The following is a 17205-nucleotide window of genomic DNA, read 5'->3' as shown; positions in this document are numbered from 1 at the left end:
TTTTTATGGATCGCCACCACTCCCTGGATCACTCCAGCGGATGTTCCGCCGCAGGCCCACCACGTGGAAGTGGGCGTCCGAATCCTGGATGTAGCCCTGCGCATCCACTCGCATCCCTTCCGCCTCCAGCCGCTGCCTTTGCGTCATCGCTAGGCTGGCCTCCATCTTCGGGCTAACGCGTGCGTCCGCACTCACCACCCGGTGCCAGGGCAATGCCACTGACTCCTCCTTCGTCAGCCGACTCATCACGGAGGCCACATGCAGCGCGGCCACATTCATGTGCACGGCGATGGACCCATAGGTCGTGAACTTCCCCTCAGGGATCAGACTCACCAGTCGGATCACTTCCGCACGGATTCGCGTCGCCGCGATGGATTTAGGTTTCGGCATGGCGCAGGTGCACTATTTGCATCCCCTGCGCCCCATCGCCAAACCATTCTCAGGCATGGTCCTCACTTGGCCTGCAAAGTCACTGCCGAGGCCTCGCCGGCTTTGACACTGGCTTCTGCGGAGATGGTCTCTTTGCCCACCTTTGCCTCCAGGTAATACTCCCCAGCCGCGAGGGTGAAAGAGGGCGTCGTCCCCGCCGTGATGCGGGTGCGTTTGCCCTCCAGGTTCGTCTTCGCGCTGTAGATCGTCGTGTAGGCCTTCACCACCTCTCCGGCAGCGTCTTTCAGCATCACATTCAGCACCCCGCCCGGCACCAGCACCTGCGCCTCGGTGGCCTCTCCCGCCTTCACCTCAGCCTCCACCTCGCCGATCGCTTCTCCCCATTTCGCCCGGATGAGATACCGCCCGGCTGGGATCTGGTATTCTCCGCCCGATCCCGATGCGACCTGGCTGCGGCTGCCATCCAGCTTCGCCTTCCCGTCCAGGATGGTGTAATAGACCTTCAAAAGTTCCCCCCCAGCCACCGGAGACGCCGTCAGTTTCAGCACCCCCGCATTGGCCACCAGTTCCCCCTCAGTCACTTCCCCAGGTGTCACTTCAAAGATATCCTCCGCCCGCGACTGCCCCCACTTTGCCTCCACATGATACTCCCCAGCGGGCAGTTGAAATTCCTCTCCCGAGCCCGCCGTCACCCGGGGGCGATTCCCCTTCAGGTCCTTGCCTGCGCGGGAAATGGTGTAGTACGCCTTCACCTTCTCCCCGCCTTGGCTGGCCAGAGCCTGCAGCCGTAAAATACCCCCATTGTACACCAGGGTGAATTTCGACTCCGGCTCCGCAGGCACCGTCACCACCTCCGCAATCACCGCACTGCCCCAGGTCGCCTTCACCTGATACTTACCCGGAGCGAGCTTATAGCTCTCGCTCGAGCCCCGGGCCACGCTCTTGGCCTGTCCTTCGGGCGTGATTTCAAAGTAGCTCTTCACCGCCTCTCCCCCCTCAGCCAGCACCGTGATGAAGGTCACATTCGCGATCTCCACCTCAGCCTTTGGCGCAGGCATCGGGGGCACCGGCGCGGGCATCGGTGCAGGCTTCACTTCCGGCGCAGCCGCCTGCGGATCGGCCGTCTTCACCAGCGCCGTCGCCAGCGCATTCAGCAGCGTTGGCGCATCCCCCGCCGCCAGGAATTCACCCCCGCTCGTCTCAGCGATGCAGCGGATGGCATCCTGCTCATCGCTGCCCAGGTCAAATCCCACCACATGCGCCGTGAAATCGATGCCCAGACTTTCCAGCTCCTTCACCGCCAGGCAGGGGTCCTGCTCACAGGTCTCGATCCCGTCACTCACCAAAATCACCGTGGCCTTCTGCTCCGTATTTTTCAGCACCTGCGCCGCCTGGATCAAAGAACCCGTCAGCGGCGTGCGCCCACGGGGCACCAGGGCATTTACCTTTTTAATAAACGCCGCCTTATCCACCGGACCCGGCGGGATCAGCATCTCGATGTCCGCACAGTCCCCCCGCTTCCGGTGCCCATACACCATCAGGCCTAAATGCAGATTCTTGTCCAGCCCCTCGACGATCTGCGCGATCGCCTCCCTCGCGATCTCAATCTTCGCCTTCCCTTCGATCTTTCCCCACATGCTCCCAGACGCATCCAGGATCAAAATCGCCCGCGCAGGCGCAGCCCCCTCCTGGGCAGAGACAGCAGGCAGCAGAGAAAGCAAAACCAGACAGGCCAAAAAGAATCGGTGTTTCATAGAAAGCGGGATACCCAAAGAGATACCCCATCCCCACACCATCGTTTCAGTTTCCTCGCCTTCCCGGCCACGCCCTCTCTCAGCTCACACCTCCACCCGACGCCGCCGCAGCAGCAGCCCCACCACGCCCAGCCCCAGCAGCAGAGCTCGGCTCGGCTCCGGCGCGGCAAAGATCGCCTGCACATCCGCCTGCGTCATGCCCACATCAAACATCGCCAAGTAGTCCAGACTGCCATCGAAGGACTTCCGCTGATTGCTCGCGCCCAGCCCCGTTGATTCAGAGCCCACCGTCAGCGTCGTGCTCGGCGCCGCCGTCGTCACATCGCTGATGTAGATGCCCGTCACCGTCTGCATCTGCAGGCCCCCAGGACCATGCAGGTAAAAAGTCACCGAATTATCCACCAGCGTCGCCGCATTGCCATCCCCCATGTCCACCACCATCCCGATGTCATACCACACCCCCTTCGTGATCGCCAGAGTCGAGGTCAAACTACGCGTCCCACCAAAGCTCCCACCTGAACTTGTGTAATAAGCCAGCCGCGCCGTCTGCCCATCCGCATTGCCAAGCAGACCAAAGAGAAAGCCGATGCCATTCCCCCCCAGCCCATTGTTCAGCAGCCAGTAGTTCCCCGGCACATCATTGGCCGTCACGCCCGCCTCCCCCAGCACCGGCCCGTCCCACATCGCCCGCGTCAGCACAGAAAAGCTCCCAGACACCGCCCCATTCGCCACCTGGAAAGTCGCCGCCGCCGTCGTATCATCCGTCGTGCCCGCCCCCGCCACCGTCACATACGGGTCAAAGCTCAGCGCCCGCCCCAGCGTATCCTGTGGCGCACCACCCCCCGGGCTCACCGCCGGCACCGCCGTATTCCAGGACAGCCGCGTCGCATTGATCGCCGTGTGATTCCCCGTAAAATCCACGATCTGCGCATTGCTGGCCGCCCCACTCGCGCCCCCATCAAATTTCCAAAACGAATCCGCCTGCTGCAGCGTCACCGAGCCAAAGCCAGCCGTGCAGAAAGAACCCAACAAAAAAAGAAAACGCGCAAACATGGAAAGGGGGGAATCCAAAAAGGGGGGCAATCAGCATCGCCAAAACCTAGGTCATGTCCATATCAATATCGGTCGAACCCCCATGTAAGCCCCACCTTTAGCACCCCCTAAAAAAGAAAACCTCCGCCACCGATTGCTCCCGCCGCAGGTCCCGTGCAGACTACCTTACCTCGATGAAAATCCTCAGGACCCTCCTCCGTTGGCTCTGCTGGATGGCCTTCGCCGCCTGGACCTTCCTCTCATTCGTCAAAGGCATCTTCTGGTTAGCCTACCTCGTCACCGCCCCCTGGGGCCCGGCCATCGTCGTTACCTTCGCGCTGCTTGTCCAGGCTCTACCCTGGTTCCTATTCCTGTGGGTCAACCGCTCTCCTCAGCGACTCCTTCACGCATTCCCCAGCCTAGACCTCGCCCTCCTCGCACTGCTGATTTCAGAAAGCCTCCTCACAATCGCCGTTGGCACCAATTCATGGGATGTCATCCTATTTCAGGCCGCCCTACTCGCCGCCATGTTCACCCCCACCGCCTTCCACCAAAACGAATCCTTCGCCCTCGAATAACCCTCAAAGCAAAAACCCCGGACTCCGCATAACCAAAAGCATGTCAAACCCCCAGGCGTCCTGAAAGGACGCGAGAAAGTTCGCTCCCTCCCTCATCATGGCAGGGGCCACTCGCTCTTCAAACCAGGGCTCGTGCTCACAGGCCACCAGCCCTCCTCCAGCAGCGTCTTCAGGCGCTCCTCATCCGTGCGCTCTTTGGCTAGCTGGATCTTCACCCCCTCCGGCACGCCAATCCGCAACTTCACGTAAACCCCTCCTTCAAAAGAACCCTGCGCCCCGAACGCACACAGATGCAGCGTCTTCCGGCTCACCTTGGCCACCACGCCCATCTTTGGGCGATAGTCTACAATCGAAAAGGGCCGGTCCGTGTGACCCGCCGAGGACAAAATCTTCTTCACCTGCCCCCTGACCTCGCGACCCGGCACACGATAAACCACCGCCTCGGCCGGTAGAGAAACACGCTCCACCCCATCCGGCAGATCAAAGCGAAACTCCTCATAGCACTCCCCGTTGGTGATGTCCGGGTCCACCTTCCAATCGTAAAAGTGGATGCTCCTTTGATACGCCGTCTCCGGATAACTTTGCACCGGCGGTCGCCAAACCTGCGCCCCTTCGCGCGGCTTCGTTTCACAAGAAACCAACGCGCAGCCTAACCAAAAATAAGTCCACGAAAATCTTTTCATCACATCACTTCAGTCCTCGTCATTCACCTCTAACATGACCTCCAGATTCATATCCCACATCAGTTTGAAGAGTATCGAAACGGCAGCCCCATCCAGGTAGCCGCCTGCTGCGCATAATGGGCAGGCCAGGTCGAGATGCTCACCGGCCCCAAGGACACATGCGTGCCATCGTGCAGCTCCGCCACCACCGTGCTCCGGGGCGGTGACCCACCACAGCTCCGGGTCGAAAAACCGCGCACCCGCTCCATCGCCAGCCGCTGCCCTTGATAGCGGATCTCCCCCGCGATGCCGCTCGCGGGCTCGCCACGATCAAAAACCACCATCCACCGTCCCCGCCGCAGCGTCAGCCAGGGGATCCAGGCAAAGAAGCCCGCCACGAAAAGCATCAGCACGCCAAAGGCCTTTTCCCCCAGCGTATTCGGCGTTTCGGGAAAGAAGATCGACCAGCTCAAATAACCCGCCGTCCCCACAATCCCGAGCGTGACCACAGAAGCCGCCAGCATCGACCCACTGCTCTCCCGGATGTACAGACACCGACTGTCCGTCGCCACCTGAAACTCCCAGTCAGATTTCCAGGTCAGGTGGCTCAGGTCTGGGGCGGGCGTCGGGGGATTGTCAGCCATCGCGATCTCCCGGAAACCGGGCCTCCATTGCAACATCGTTGGTTATTCATCATTCCGCACACCCGTGCAGACACGGCACCCGATATGCCACAGAAGGAAAGCTTTTGGCAAGATCAAAGGATGAGCCGCGCTGCCCGTGGCCGCGATTCGGCATGTCCCTGGTAGGGCCGCGCTGCTTGTGGCCGTGATTTCGCCTGGGGTCTTGCAGCTCCATCATCCCTTCGACGACCTTCACCCGCCTGCCCTATCTCCCAAAATAAATCGAAAGAGGCGCAGCCGGACGATCCAGGAGAGGTTTTGAACAGCTTTCCACCACCCTTTGACAAGTCTCCTCTCTTCAGATCGTAAATCCAAAGGGCGTGCAAAACATCAAAAAGAGAAACACCGCAGCGAGAACGACAATAAAGTACCCGAGGGTTTTCATAGGATGGTCTCATTCAGGGTTTCGGGCTTTGCACCGCAATGACTTGATCCTTATCTTCAAAAAGGATCACACGTTCACCAGCGAACTCTACCTGCTTGATTTGTGTGGCCACGTTCTCTGACTCAAGCGGAAAACGCCGAGTAAAATCATAGACATCCTTGCCATCCCGCAGCCCCACAAATCTCCAGGTGATCTCAGAGACCTTGCCCACGATGCCGCAGATCAACTTACCACTCGTTCCCAATCCCATTCGGCAGTGACCGCCGGAGCCAGGCTTACCATTGTGACAAATGACCTGGGCACGGCGCGGTGTCACGTGGACGTCCGCCGTAAAGCCAAGATGAGGCGCAGCAAGCAGCAGGAGCGCAAGGAAGTGCAGTCGGGCAGGCATATCTTCGGGTTATTCTCGCTCACAGAGTAGTGATAGGCGGGAGCGCATTTCACGCATGACTTCATCGGCCCCGTGAAGGTTCATCTCGCCGCGCTCCACTGCATCAATGCGGTCTTCCATCTCCGGGTCCAGGCGTGCCTCCCAGGCAGCATCGCAGGAGCCCACAATGAGGTCGTCCAGCAGCGCCGCCTGCTATGATTCAGGCAACTGAAAAAAGGCTTGGCGAAGGGCAGCAGCGGACATGCCGATGAATGTAATGGCTCCGGCAGGGGAGGGCAAGTCTGGGGTGTGAGTAGTGCCATGCCCTCACGGCTCCACGGATTCACGTTTTGTCGTCTGGGGACACTTCTTGCAACGCCTGCGGCTTCCACCCGGAGCCTTTGCATTGCCTTGGACGATCTCCCAAGGCCCAGGTCACGGCGTCCAAGACCAGCATCAGGTCTAACTGGCAAAGAGTGCGGTAAAACAAGATCTTGGGCCTTTGGGGATGATCCGTCAGGAGGTTCAGGGTGTAGAGCACCCGCACCCTATTTTTCAGCAGACCTAGGGTGGCCCCGGTCACCATCGTCAGGCCTGCGATGGCAGGCACGGAGGGGGCATTCCAGACCACCGCCATCATCACCAGCGACCCTAAACAGCCCACCCACAGAAACGGGCTCAGGGACGTGACCACCAACTGAAAACCCGTGACTTCCCCCGCCTCCACCTCGCCACGCGGCACCGAAAGAGGACTCTCCACCCGGCCGCTTTCAAACCGCAGGTCAATGTTCCTGACAGGGCCATTTTCACCCATGCTTATGATTCGCCCTAGCATGGCTCCAGCCTGCGGGATCTCACCGCAAATGCAAGCCAACTGGCATCGAATCCTTCCACCCATCTCCCGCACATCTCCCGCCCCCAAAGACCGAACCTCCGGCCCGTAGGGCGGGTGTGTTCTGCGCAAACAACACCGAACCCACCCCCAGCCCCACCGCAGAATTACCCGCCTGGTTTTGGAAACCCCGCAAACATCTTCCACCCCCTCCATTTTCTAAGACTCCGCACACCACCGCCCCTCTTAACTCAACCCAACGACACCCCTCTAGCCACCTTCACCGAAAGGCGGGTAATCCGGCGACGACTCCAAAAACACTCCCCCCTCCCTCCGCCGGACACACCCGCCCTACGACTGCACTCTCCAAATCACGTTCACCTTGCCTCAAGGAGCACTCGATCCAAAGATCCCCACATGACTTGGCGTATCCCCGCGCACATTCCCTTGCCGGAAGACTTCCAGGGCTTTGATCCACACAGCCTCACACCCCAAGCCGAATTCCGAAGCTATGAGCGTCACTTGCCTCACTGGCGAAAGCCAGGCGCTTCCTACCTCACCACCTTTCGTCTCAATGACTCCATTCCCGCAGCCATCCTTCAGGAGATGCGAGATGAAATAAAAGGGTGGAAACACAGGCTGCTTGAGACGGCAGCGAAACATCAGGGCCAGTTACCCGCCGAGGAAAACTCAGCTTGGGTCGAGTTCCAACGAGGACATCTGCTCAAGCTCGAGTCATTGCTCGATGACGGTCACGGCGAATGCCTGCTTCGGAATCCAGGCCATCGCCACCTTGTCGAGCTCACCTTGCATCACTTCCACGGTCGGCGTTATGAGATGCTAGCCTTCGTCATCATGCCCAATCATGTGCATGCCCTGTGCCGCCCTTTCACAGGACAGATCGTGGAAAAACTCACCGGCTCCTGGAAACGTCATTCGAGTGAGTCTCTCAATCGCATGACCCGCCGCCGCGGCCGCATCTGGCAGCAAGAAACCTTTGATCGCATCATCCGGGACGCCGACCACTTCCGCCAGGCCGTGCGTTACATCGCCAAAAATCCTGTCCAAGCCAAGCTCCAGCCCGAAGAAGCCACCGTCTGGTTCAACGAGGCCATCATGAAAGCCAATGATTGGACCTCCCACCCGTAGGGCGGGTGTGTTCTGCGCAACCGAGACCGTATCCACCCCCCACCCCACCGCAGAATTACCCGCCTCGGTCTGGAACGCCCCGCATATCTCCTGTCCACTCCACCTCCACCGAAAGGCGGGTAATCCGGCAATCACCTCCAAAAACACTCCCCATCTTTCCGCCGGACACACCCGCCCTACAATCCCGCGCATGCCTTCAATCGTAGGGCGGGTGTGTTCTGCGCAAACGACACCGCACCCACCCCCGACCCCACCGCAGAATTACCCGCCTTGGTTTGGAACGCCCCGCAAACATCTCCTGCCCCCAAAGACCGAACCTCCCACCCGTAGGGCGGGTGTGTTCTGCGCAAACGAGACCGCATCCACCCCCGACCCCACCGCAGAATTACCCGCCTGGTTTGGAACGCCCCACAAACATCTCCTGCCCCCAAAGACCGAACCTCCCACCCGTAGGGCGGGTGTGTTCTGCGCAAACGACACCACATCCACCCTCTGACCCCACCGCAGAATTACCCGCCTGGTTTGGAACGCCCCGCAAACATCTCCTGCCCCCAAAGACCGAACCTCCCACCCGTAGGGCGGGTGTGTTCAGCGCAAACGAGACCGCATCCACCCTCTGACCCCACCGCAGAATGACCCGCCTGGTTTGGAACGCCCCGCATATCTCCTGTCCACACCACCTCCACCGAAAGGCGGGTAATCCGGCAATCACCTCCAAAAGCACTCTCCATCTCTCCGCCGGACACACCCGCCCTACAATCCCTCACATGCCATCAATCGTAGGGCGGGTGTGTTCTGCGGAAACGACACCGCATTCACCCCCAACCCCACCGCAGAATTACCCGCCTTGGTTTGGAACGCCCCGCACATCTCCTGCCCCCAACGATCGAACCTCCGGCCCGTAGGGCGGGTCGAGCCGGCGGAATGGAAAGGCACCATGAGGCCATCCACAGGAGCACGGAGATCTTGATTTCAAGTCGCAGTGGCCTGAGGATAGGCCCGTTGGTGTTCCTCAACCCAGCCAGCCCATCCCGGCCAGATGGCGTCCATGAAATGCGGCTCCCTGAGGCAGAGGTCAAAGGCCGCTGTCGCCACAGGATCGCAGTCCGCTGACGGACGGGGACCAGGGCGACCAGTCATCGCGCGGAACATGCCGCCCAGGGTCCGGTCAATGGCTGTGAGGCTTTGCTTTTCAGAGAGTTGAAAATCGGCAGCCACTTTCCGGACCATGGCATTGAGAGGCGGATCCTTCGCGCCCAGGCTCAGGATGAGACTCGCCAAGCCTTCATAGGTGCATTCAGCGGGAAGAGAGGGGCTGAACTCAAACACCGAATCATCCCCAACCTCCTCACAGGCAGCCGCCACCAGGGACACCCATGCCGAGACACGGCAGGTTCCTTCAGCCGAACCAGCGCCGCCAAAGGTATCACAGAAAGCCCGCTTCAGGGCCTTTGACCAAAAGGCCAGCCACCCTGGCTGCGGATGCGTGCCGTCTTTCGTGTCCAGCTTCATAGGACGAGTCTGGCATGGAGCGCCTGTTCGTCGCAACGCCATTATGTTCCTCCCTGCATTTCGTATCTGACAGCCTCCTCAGCGGGCATCTTATCTGTCATTATTAGCATCTTGTGAGACGAAATATTCAAAAGGAAGAGCCACTGGCGAAAGGAAATAGGAGATGCCATCTTCAAACTGTTTCACATGCCAGACAATGATTCCTTCGGGTTGTACACCTGAGCTGAACGGAAAAACAAAGGGAGGAAGCCACAACAGGGACAGCTTGCCCGTGCCTTCCCATCCGGCATCCTCGCGAAAGCGGCGGAGAACCCCCTCTTCCAGTTGGGTTCGTCGGGCCTCGTCTTCAATCAGCCGAGAGGGAGGCAGCATGAAATGCAGATTATCCACCCACTCCCAGGAGTACAAATGAAAGGCCCCAATGTCCTTGACCGAATAAGTGATCAGTTCGCTGAGGTCTTTGGTATAAGCATCAAATTCGGGGTGTCTCATATTTGGCTTTGTTGTTTCGCCCTTTTAAGGAGTTGTGGAAGGGAGGGCTGGAGATATTCTGCGCCAGAAAGCTTGGAATTTGCCCTTAATGTAGGCGTTGAATGCCAGATGTTTAAGCGGCTTTGTTTCCCATTTGCCTGGTGTCTAATTTTATCTGCATAACATTAATTGAAATGGAAATTTCTTAATTTCATCCAATACTCATATCTATGTCAGACAAGAAGTACAGCGTATTCATTAGCTCCACGTTTGAAGATTTGAAAGAGGAGCGCGAGGCAGTTTTGAGAGCTATCCTACAGCACGGCCATTTTCCATTAGGTATGGAATTGTGGGGAGCTGCGAATGACCAGCAATGGGAGATTATCAAACGTCAAATCGACGTTGCTGATTATTTGTCATAATCATTGCCCATCGGTACGGGACGATGAATAAAGGCCTTTCTTGGACTGAACGTGAGTATGACTACGCTGTAGAAAAGGGAGTTCCAGTTCTAGGATTCGTCTTAAAGGAGGGTTGTGCTTGGAAAGCTACGTATATTGATAAAGGACCAACAGTTAAGCATCTAAATAAATTCAAGAAAAAAATTCAATCGAAGCCTGTGAGCTTTTGGGAAAATTCCAGTAACCTTCAAACCGAAGTCATTTTGGCTCTAAGTAAGCAAATCCAATCAACTCCGCGTGACGGATGGATCCGCAGCTCTGAAGGTTTATCATCTCTAACTGCAAATGAGCTTGCTCGATTAAGTGAAGAGAATCGGGTGTTAAGGACGCAGATAGCTGATTTTGTGCAGCAAGCTGCTCCAGACATAGGAATAGAAGTCCATAAAGGATCTTGCAGCTTATACCCGAGAGAAGATGATCAATTCAATTTGACCTGGAGGATATCCATCGCGCTAGAATTGATTTGCACATTGCGAAGAGGAGTTGCCGTTGGCTTCAAAAATAATAATCTTAAAATAGCAATCCAATTAGGTAATTCCAACCCAATGGTTTTGAAAACTTATTTTTCTATGCCAGGAGGTGTGCAGAAATCCGAATTACGGATTGATGGACCTATGAGTTTTAACATGCATGGAGCACTAGAAAATGTGCCTCACAATTGGGATAACCATCAAGATGGGCTAGTAACTCTTTCCCTTTACCCAATCGGGTATGATGGTTGCTATCAACTCACTATCCCCATCGTGCCCGGAATATCCAAAGGTAATTCTTTAGAATGGGACGTAGTATGTGACAAAGTTACATCGATTGGTTTTGTTCCTAGCTTTAACACTAACGAGCAACCGTCTTAAGGAGCCATGGTTTTATTTAATTTAACCAAGCTTTTATTGAGAGCAATTTCTCCAAGTTTATTCCGCGCGCTCAATCTAAATTAGCCCCACCATGAGTTAATGCTCACAGTGGGGCCAAATAAGCTTTTCTTATTTTCTCTTCCGACGTTTCATTGTCTCAACGACATGAGTTTTTGGTTTACTCCGTGCAGTTTTGACCGTCGTGAATCGACCGGAACCAGCGTGGCGACCAATTTTTTGAGGCATAATCTTCAATCCTTTCTATTCAATTATGAAAGCCCAGGGGTTGACGCCGCGCGGTTATTTGTCCATGTTTCGTCTCGTAAAAGAACGTTACACAGCTCCGCTTAAAACGGTTCTGCTGCTGGGCTACGAGCATGTTCCAACCATCCGGCTCGCCAGTGTTAGCGCACTGGCGAGCCTTTATGTTGAAAAGTGTTTGGGTGGTGTGCATCTGCTGATGCGTGGTGTGCCAATTCAAAGAAGAGGAATCACTGACAAGCCTCACACGTCCCGCCATTCCGCATCGCCTCGATGGAACAAGCTTGGATCTGCTCCTCCGTATAAGCGGCGGCTTTGGAGGTGCCTTGGCCGATGACGCCGCGGAGTTCCTTGTCCACTTGGGCGGTGCTTTTCTCGATGTTCGAGGCGGAGCGGGTGCGCAGGTAGTAGGTGGTCTTGAGACCTTTTTTCCAGGCACCGCGATACATGTGGGAAAGGGTGCGCATGTCGCTCTCACCGCAGAAGAGGTTCACGGACTGGGACTGGTCAATCCACTTCTGGCGACGGGCGGCGGCATCGATGAGCCAGCTCCAGTCAATGCTGAAGGCGGTGGCGTAGCGGCGCTTGAGGTCGGTGGGGATCTCTTCGATGCCTTCGATCTCGCCGTCCATGTACTTGAGCTTTTCCTGAATGTCAGAAGTCCACAGGCCGCGCTTTTTGAGGTCGCGGATGAGGTAGGGGTTCAGCAGCATGAAGTCGCCAGAAAGGTTAGACTTCACCAGCATGTTGCTCATCAGCGGCTCGATACACGGGCTGGAGCCCATGATGTTCGAAATCGTGGCCGTGGGGGCGATGGCGAGGACGTTACTGTTGCGCATGCCGTGCTTGGCAATCTTGGCGCGCAGCGCGCTCCAGTCCATCTTGCCGCCGCGCGGGACGTCAATCTCCACCCCACGCTCCTGGGCCAGGAGGTCCACGGTATCCTGCGGGAGCAGACCGCGATCCCACTTGCTGCCTTTGTAGGTGGAGTAGGTGCCTTTTTCCGCAGCCACGTCACTGCTGGCCTCATAGGCGTAGTAGGCCACGGCTTCCATGAATTCATCGTTGAACTCCACGGCTTCCTTGGAAGCAAAGGGGATGCCTTTGCGGTAGAGGGCATACTGCAGGCCCATGACGCCCAGCCCGATGGGGCGATGCCGCTCGTTCGAGGTCTTGGCAGCGACGGTGGGGTAGAAGTTGATGTCAATGACGTTGTCCAGCATGCGCACGGCCGTGCGGATGGTCTCGCGCAGCTTCGTGTGGTCAATGTTGCCGGCGTCGTCCAGGTGATTGTCAATGAGGACGGAGCCCAGGTTACACACGGCGGTTTCATCCGCGCTGGTGTTCAGGGTGATCTCCGTGCACAGGTTGCTGCTGTGGATGACCCCCACGTGATCCTGCGGGCTGCGCACGTTGCACGGATCTTTAAAAGTGATCCACGGGTGACCAGTTTCAAAGATGGACTTCAGCATCTTCTTCCACAGGTCCAGCGCCTCGACCTCGCGGCCAAAGATCTTGCCGGCTTTGGCCTGGGCTTCGTAGTCGACGTAGCGTTTTTCAAAAGCGCTGCCGTACAGCTCGTGCAGGTCGGGCACCTCATTGGCGCGGAACAGCGTCCAGGTACCACGGGTCTCCATGCGTTTCATGAACAGATCCGGGATCCAGTTGGCCGTGTTCAGGTCATGCGTGCGGCGGCGTTCATCGCCGGTATTCACTCGCAGTTGCAGGAAGTCTTCCACATCATTATGCCACACTTCCAGGTAGGCACAGCCAGAGCCACGGCGCTTGCCGCCCTGGTTCACGGCGATGAGCTGGTCATTGTGCAGCTTCAGGAACGGGATGACGCCCTGGCTTTCACCATTGGTGCCTTTGATGTAACCACCCGTGCCGCGCACGCTCGTCCAGGAACCACCGAGACCGCCGGCCCACTTGGAAAGGAAAGCATTTTCCGCGATGCCGCGAATCATGATGGACTCGATGCTGTCATCCACCTTGTAGAGGTAGCAGGAGCTGAGCTGGCTGTGCAGCGTGCCGCTGTTAAAGAGAGTCGGCGTGCTGGAGCAGAAACGACGGCCTTTGTACAGCTTGTACAGGGCAATGATCTTGTCCTCAGGGTTTTCCTTTTCCTGAATGCAGAGGCCCATGGCCACGCGCATCCAGAAAAGCTGGGGAGCCTCAAGCCGCTTGTTAGGCTTGATCTTCTTATCCACGATGAGGTAGCGATCGTACAGGGTCTGGATGCCGAGGAAGTCGAAGTCCATGTCCGCCGTGGGCTCCAGAGCCTCCGCCAGTTTGTCCAGGTCGAACTCGAGCAGGCGCGGGCTGATGCGGTCAATCTCCACCCCACGGGCCAGATTCCGGCGGAAGGCACGGCGATGGAAGTCGCGCAGGGCCTCGATGCCGTCTTTCACGATGTCCCAGCCCAGGACTTCTTCATAAATGTAGCTCAGGCGGATACGCGCGGCGAACTTGGCAAAGTCCGCGTCCTTTTGCATCAGCGTCTTCGCATTCAGGATGACGGTCTGCTTCAGGTGATCCAGCGTGATGTCGGAATTCAGGGAGCGACGCAGCTCCATCTCGATCTCATTGCGGGTCAGGCAGAGATCCAGACCCAGCATGGCGAAATCAATGCGCTTTTTCAGGTCCTGGCCATCCCAGAAGAAAGTCTCCGTAGGGCTGGCGCGGACGACGATGAGCGCCTGCTGATCCTGATCTTCCTGGCTGGCGGCCACGGAGGCTTCCTCGTCATGCTCACGCATCTTCGAGCGCAGCGCCCGATACTGGATGTAAGCGCGGGCCACTTTGAAAAAGCCCTGCTTCATCAGCTCTTCTTCCACGATGTTCTGCACGTCTTCGATGTGCATGAACTGCTTGCCCTCTTCTGCCACGAAGCGGCTGGCCGCCTCCGCCACCTGCACGGCGGGGGAGGAATCCATCTCCATGGAGAGGAAGGCTTTGCGCACGGCGATCTCGATCTTGTTATGATTCCAAGGGACGAGCTGGCCGCTGCGGCGGATGACTTTGGTGCTCACGATCAGCGGCTGGGGCAGATTGTTATCGGCGAGGCTATCGTACTCTGTACGTTTGCGGCGCTCCGCCAGACTGCGGGCCACGTCATGCGCATTGTGCCGGACCAGGGCACGCTCGATGCAGTGGTAGATGTCCTTCCCGCTCAGGGCTCCCTGACTGTCGGCTCCCTCGACAATCTGGGCCGTGCGCTGGTGCAGCTCATCCGCAACCGCGCGGGCGATGGTCTGCACGAGCTGCTGGTTCTTCTCATTGTAAATGTCGCTCTCCTTCTGGCGGGCCATGAACAGATCCGCCAGGGCACTGCCCACGGTATCGGCGATTTCGCCCATGTCGAAGTCACGTTCATCCCCACCCACCTTCACCTTGATGGCGGAGGCAGATTCTGCCCCACCCACCGTCAGCGCGCTCCATTCGAAGCGCGGTTTCTGGTCTTTCGGGGTATGGGCGACTTTTTTGAGAGCTTTATCTTCGTGGAGAAGGTCCTGGATCATGGTGGGAGCGGGAGATGAGGTTGACGAGGGACGCCAAGGCAATGGGAAGGATAAGAAGTCCGCACGGGAGGACTCCAGCGAAAACTTCCTATCCCTCGGGAGAGTGTGAAGAGATTACAGATCGTCGTCCGAGCAGACGACCAGGGAGGAGGACTTTTGATAGTCCGTGACTTTGCCTTCGAAGAAGTTCTGCTCCTTGCGCACGTCCATCATCTCCGCCAGCCAAGGCAGCGGATTGGTGACGCCCGGATTCAGGGCAGGCAGGCCGCAACCTGCCAGGCGGCGGTCAGCGATGAAGTCGGTGTAAAGCTCAAACTCCGCCGCGCTCAGACCCACCGCATTCACGGGCAGGCAATCGCGGATGAATTCTTTTTCCAGGGCCACGGCTTCGCGCATGGTCTCCACCAGATCCTGGCGGAACTCAGCGGTCCAGATGTCTGGATTTTCCTCAATGAGGTCCATGAACAGGTTGCGGAAGACTTCGATGTGGTTCGACTCATCGCGCAGCGTGTAGCGGAACATCTGGCCGATGCCCGGGAACTTATTCTGGCGATACAGGCTGAGGATCATGCCGAAGAGGCCGTAGAACTGCGTGCCTTCCATGCACTGACCGAAGACAAAGATGTTCTTTGCCAGGAGCTGCTTGTTCTCCAGCTTCGTCAGGTCCAGGTCACGGCGCAGGTTGTTCGAGTGCTTCGTCACGAACTCGTTTTTCTTCACGATCGTGGGAATCTGCTCGAACATGGCCTCGCACTCATGCGGATTGATGCCCAGACTGGAAATCATGTACAGGAGGGAATCCGCGTGGATGTTTTCCTCATGCGCATGGCGGCCCAGCACCAGCTTCAACTCGGGCGCGGTGACCAGTTCACGCACGACGTGCTGCACATTGTCCCCCACGATGCCTTCCGCAGCACTGAAGTAACCGATGCCCATCATGATGATCCAGCGCTCGTTCTGGGAAACTTCATGGGAGCGCCACTGCTCCACATCTTTCTGCATCTGGATGTCTTCCGGCTCCCAGTGGTTGGCCTTCATGATGCGATAAAGATCATAAGCCCACTGATATTTGAGGGGCAGCAAATTGAAGGTCATGGTCTGCCGACCATTGATGACTTTCTTGGCGGCAAAGGCTTCTTCAGCCTTTTCTTCGTCTAGAAAAAACTCACGATTGCCAATTTTGTAGATTTTATCCATGAGATGTCAGAATCGGGTTGAAATGTGCGGAACGGTTGAGTTTAAGGGGCTTGGAACGGGAAAACAGGGAGAGAGGTAACTACCAGATGTTGCGCTGGCCGGGGTGGATTATGCACAACATCTTGTGTTCAGCCAAAGTGTTTTTGGAATAGAACGGGTCGGAGAATGTTTCACAACGCAGCGCCAAGCGTTCCACATCGATTAAATTTTTTGGGCGTTAAAATCGTAAATGAGACACTCATTGATGAGAGTTTTTCCAAATACGAATGAACTCCTTCAAAACCAACGCATTGTGAATAACTGCCTTTCGGGATCGTCACCTGCCGCTTTTTGAAACGATTTTGACGCCCTAATCGGAGACTCTGAGAGCGTCTTAAAAGCCTCCCCACCAGAAGGCGCTTGCCAAAAGACGCACATCCCCCATATTCGCGCCCCCTTATGGTCGACATTTTGATTGGCACCCTTACCGTGGTGGAGGTACTCGTTTGCTTCCTCCTCATTCTCATCGTCCTCATGCAGCGTCCGAAACAGGAAGGCCTGGGCGCTTCCTTTGGTGACGGCATGATGTCCCAGATCGCTGGCGCACAGACCACGAACGTCTTGCAAAAGTTCACCGTCTATCTGGCCGTCGCTTTGTTTGTCCTGACCCTGAGCCTGGCTCTGCTGGTTACCCGCAAGCAGTCCCAGAAAGCCAATGCGCGCATTTTCGATGCCCCACCACCCGCAGCAGCCCCGGCTGAAGCTCCGAAGGTGGAAGTCACCCCCGCTGCCCCTGGCGCCCCGGCTGCCACAACTCCAGCCACCCCAGCCCCAGCGACACCCGCTGCTGAAGCTCCAAAGCCAGCCACACCGGCCCCAGCCGCTGAAGCCCCAAAAGCTCCTGAGCCTGCCAAACCAGCCATGAAGGAGCCCGGTGAAGCCGCAGCCCCTGCGCCCGCCGCAGCCACCACCCCAGCCGTGGAAGCCCCTAAACCAGCCGCACCGGCAGCTCCAGCTCCTGCCGCTCCAGCTCCCGCTGCACCTTCTGCTCCGGCTACCCCAGCCCCAGCAGCCCCCAACCCTTAATCCAGGCTCGTCATTCCCGAGCACAAACCGA

General features: G+C 57.5%; 17 protein-coding genes. 5 read left to right on the top strand and 12 right to left on the bottom strand.

The features are described 5' to 3' along the window. Window positions 1–3: 3 nt before the first annotated feature. The 3 genes from HNQ64_RS12845 to HNQ64_RS12835 form a co-directional block, all read right to left on the bottom strand. Window positions 4–390: an MGMT family protein gene (locus tag HNQ64_RS12845; protein WP_184209180.1), complete on the bottom strand. Its 387-nt coding sequence runs from the start codon at window positions 388–390 to the stop codon at window positions 4–6. A gap of 62 nt (window positions 391–452) precedes the next feature. Then, the gene (locus tag HNQ64_RS12840) at window positions 453–2144 is read right to left on the bottom strand and encodes a VWA domain-containing protein (RefSeq protein WP_184209178.1); all 1692 of its coding nucleotides are present in this window, start codon (window positions 2142–2144) and stop codon (window positions 453–455) included. A gap of 84 nt (window positions 2145–2228) precedes the next feature. Continuing rightward, window positions 2229–3197 (bottom strand): PEP-CTERM sorting domain-containing protein, encoded by a 969-nt coding sequence (locus HNQ64_RS12835; RefSeq protein ID WP_184209176.1) that lies wholly within the window; start codon window positions 3195–3197, stop codon window positions 2229–2231. A 173-nt stretch (window positions 3198–3370) separates the two neighbouring features. Between HNQ64_RS12835 and HNQ64_RS12830 the strand changes: the two genes are divergently transcribed. Beyond that, the gene (locus tag HNQ64_RS12830; RefSeq protein WP_184209174.1) at window positions 3371–3754 is read left to right on the top strand and encodes a hypothetical protein; all 384 of its coding nucleotides are present in this window, start codon (window positions 3371–3373) and stop codon (window positions 3752–3754) included. A gap of 95 nt (window positions 3755–3849) precedes the next feature. On the opposite strand, the gene HNQ64_RS12825 is transcribed toward HNQ64_RS12830, so the two are convergent. The 5 genes from HNQ64_RS12825 to HNQ64_RS12805 form a co-directional block, all read right to left on the bottom strand. After that, on the bottom strand, window positions 3850–4437 hold the full coding sequence (locus HNQ64_RS12825; RefSeq protein WP_184209172.1) for a hypothetical protein: 588 nt from the start codon (window positions 4435–4437) through the stop codon (window positions 3850–3852). 59 nt (window positions 4438–4496) lie between these two features. Continuing rightward, the gene (locus HNQ64_RS12820; RefSeq protein WP_184209170.1) at window positions 4497–5060 is read right to left on the bottom strand and encodes a hypothetical protein; all 564 of its coding nucleotides are present in this window, start codon (window positions 5058–5060) and stop codon (window positions 4497–4499) included. A 437-nt stretch (window positions 5061–5497) separates the two neighbouring features. Beyond that, entirely contained in the window at window positions 5498–5875 is a 378-nt protein-coding gene (locus HNQ64_RS12815) for a hypothetical protein (protein WP_184209168.1), read from the bottom strand. Between the two features lie 9 nt (window positions 5876–5884). After that, the gene (locus HNQ64_RS12810; RefSeq protein ID WP_184209166.1) at window positions 5885–6040 is read right to left on the bottom strand and encodes a hypothetical protein; all 156 of its coding nucleotides are present in this window, start codon (window positions 6038–6040) and stop codon (window positions 5885–5887) included. Window positions 6041–6197: 157 nt separating this feature from the next. Further along, on the bottom strand, window positions 6198–6689 hold the full coding sequence (locus tag HNQ64_RS12805; protein ID WP_184209164.1) for a hypothetical protein: 492 nt from the start codon (window positions 6687–6689) through the stop codon (window positions 6198–6200). A gap of 414 nt (window positions 6690–7103) precedes the next feature. Between HNQ64_RS12805 and HNQ64_RS12800 the strand changes: the two genes are divergently transcribed. After that, window positions 7104–7835: a transposase gene (locus HNQ64_RS12800; RefSeq protein WP_184209162.1), complete on the top strand. Its 732-nt coding sequence runs from the start codon at window positions 7104–7106 to the stop codon at window positions 7833–7835. A 972-nt stretch (window positions 7836–8807) separates the two neighbouring features. On the opposite strand, the gene HNQ64_RS12795 is transcribed toward HNQ64_RS12800, so the two are convergent. Both HNQ64_RS12795 and HNQ64_RS12790 read right to left on the bottom strand, forming a co-directional pair. Beyond that, a complete protein-coding gene (locus HNQ64_RS12795) occupies window positions 8808–9347 on the bottom strand; it encodes a hypothetical protein (protein WP_184209160.1) in 540 nt (179 codons plus the stop codon). 90 nt (window positions 9348–9437) lie between these two features. After that, window positions 9438–9839, bottom strand: coding sequence for a hypothetical protein (locus HNQ64_RS12790; protein WP_184209158.1), 402 nt, complete (start codon window positions 9837–9839; stop codon window positions 9438–9440). Window positions 9840–10048: 209 nt separating this feature from the next. Here HNQ64_RS12790 and HNQ64_RS12785 point away from each other — a divergent pair, with 209 nt between their 5' ends. Both HNQ64_RS12785 and HNQ64_RS12780 read left to right on the top strand, forming a co-directional pair. Next, on the top strand, window positions 10049–10240 hold the full coding sequence (locus tag HNQ64_RS12785; protein ID WP_184209156.1) for a DUF4062 domain-containing protein: 192 nt from the start codon (window positions 10049–10051) through the stop codon (window positions 10238–10240). Window positions 10241–10263: 23 nt separating this feature from the next. Next, entirely contained in the window at window positions 10264–11130 is an 867-nt protein-coding gene (locus tag HNQ64_RS12780; RefSeq protein WP_184209154.1) for a hypothetical protein, read from the top strand. Between the two features lie 491 nt (window positions 11131–11621). Here the strand turns inward: HNQ64_RS12780 and HNQ64_RS12775 are convergent, their stop codons facing one another. After that, window positions 11622–14912: a ribonucleoside-diphosphate reductase subunit alpha gene (locus HNQ64_RS12775; RefSeq protein ID WP_184209152.1), complete on the bottom strand. Its 3291-nt coding sequence runs from the start codon at window positions 14910–14912 to the stop codon at window positions 11622–11624. A 114-nt stretch (window positions 14913–15026) separates the two neighbouring features. Further along, the gene (locus tag HNQ64_RS12770) at window positions 15027–16109 is read right to left on the bottom strand and encodes a ribonucleotide-diphosphate reductase subunit beta (RefSeq protein ID WP_184209150.1); all 1083 of its coding nucleotides are present in this window, start codon (window positions 16107–16109) and stop codon (window positions 15027–15029) included. Between the two features lie 438 nt (window positions 16110–16547). On the opposite strand from HNQ64_RS12770, the gene secG reads away from it, so the two are divergent. Continuing rightward, window positions 16548–17174: a preprotein translocase subunit SecG gene (gene secG / locus HNQ64_RS12765; protein WP_184209148.1), complete on the top strand. Its 627-nt coding sequence runs from the start codon at window positions 16548–16550 to the stop codon at window positions 17172–17174. The last annotated feature ends 31 nt before the right edge of the window (window positions 17175–17205 follow it).

The organism is Prosthecobacter dejongeii (assembly GCF_014203045.1).
GTDB lineage: Bacteria > Verrucomicrobiota > Verrucomicrobiia > Verrucomicrobiales > Verrucomicrobiaceae > Prosthecobacter > Prosthecobacter dejongeii.
This window is presented reverse-complemented; position numbering and strand designations above follow the sequence as displayed.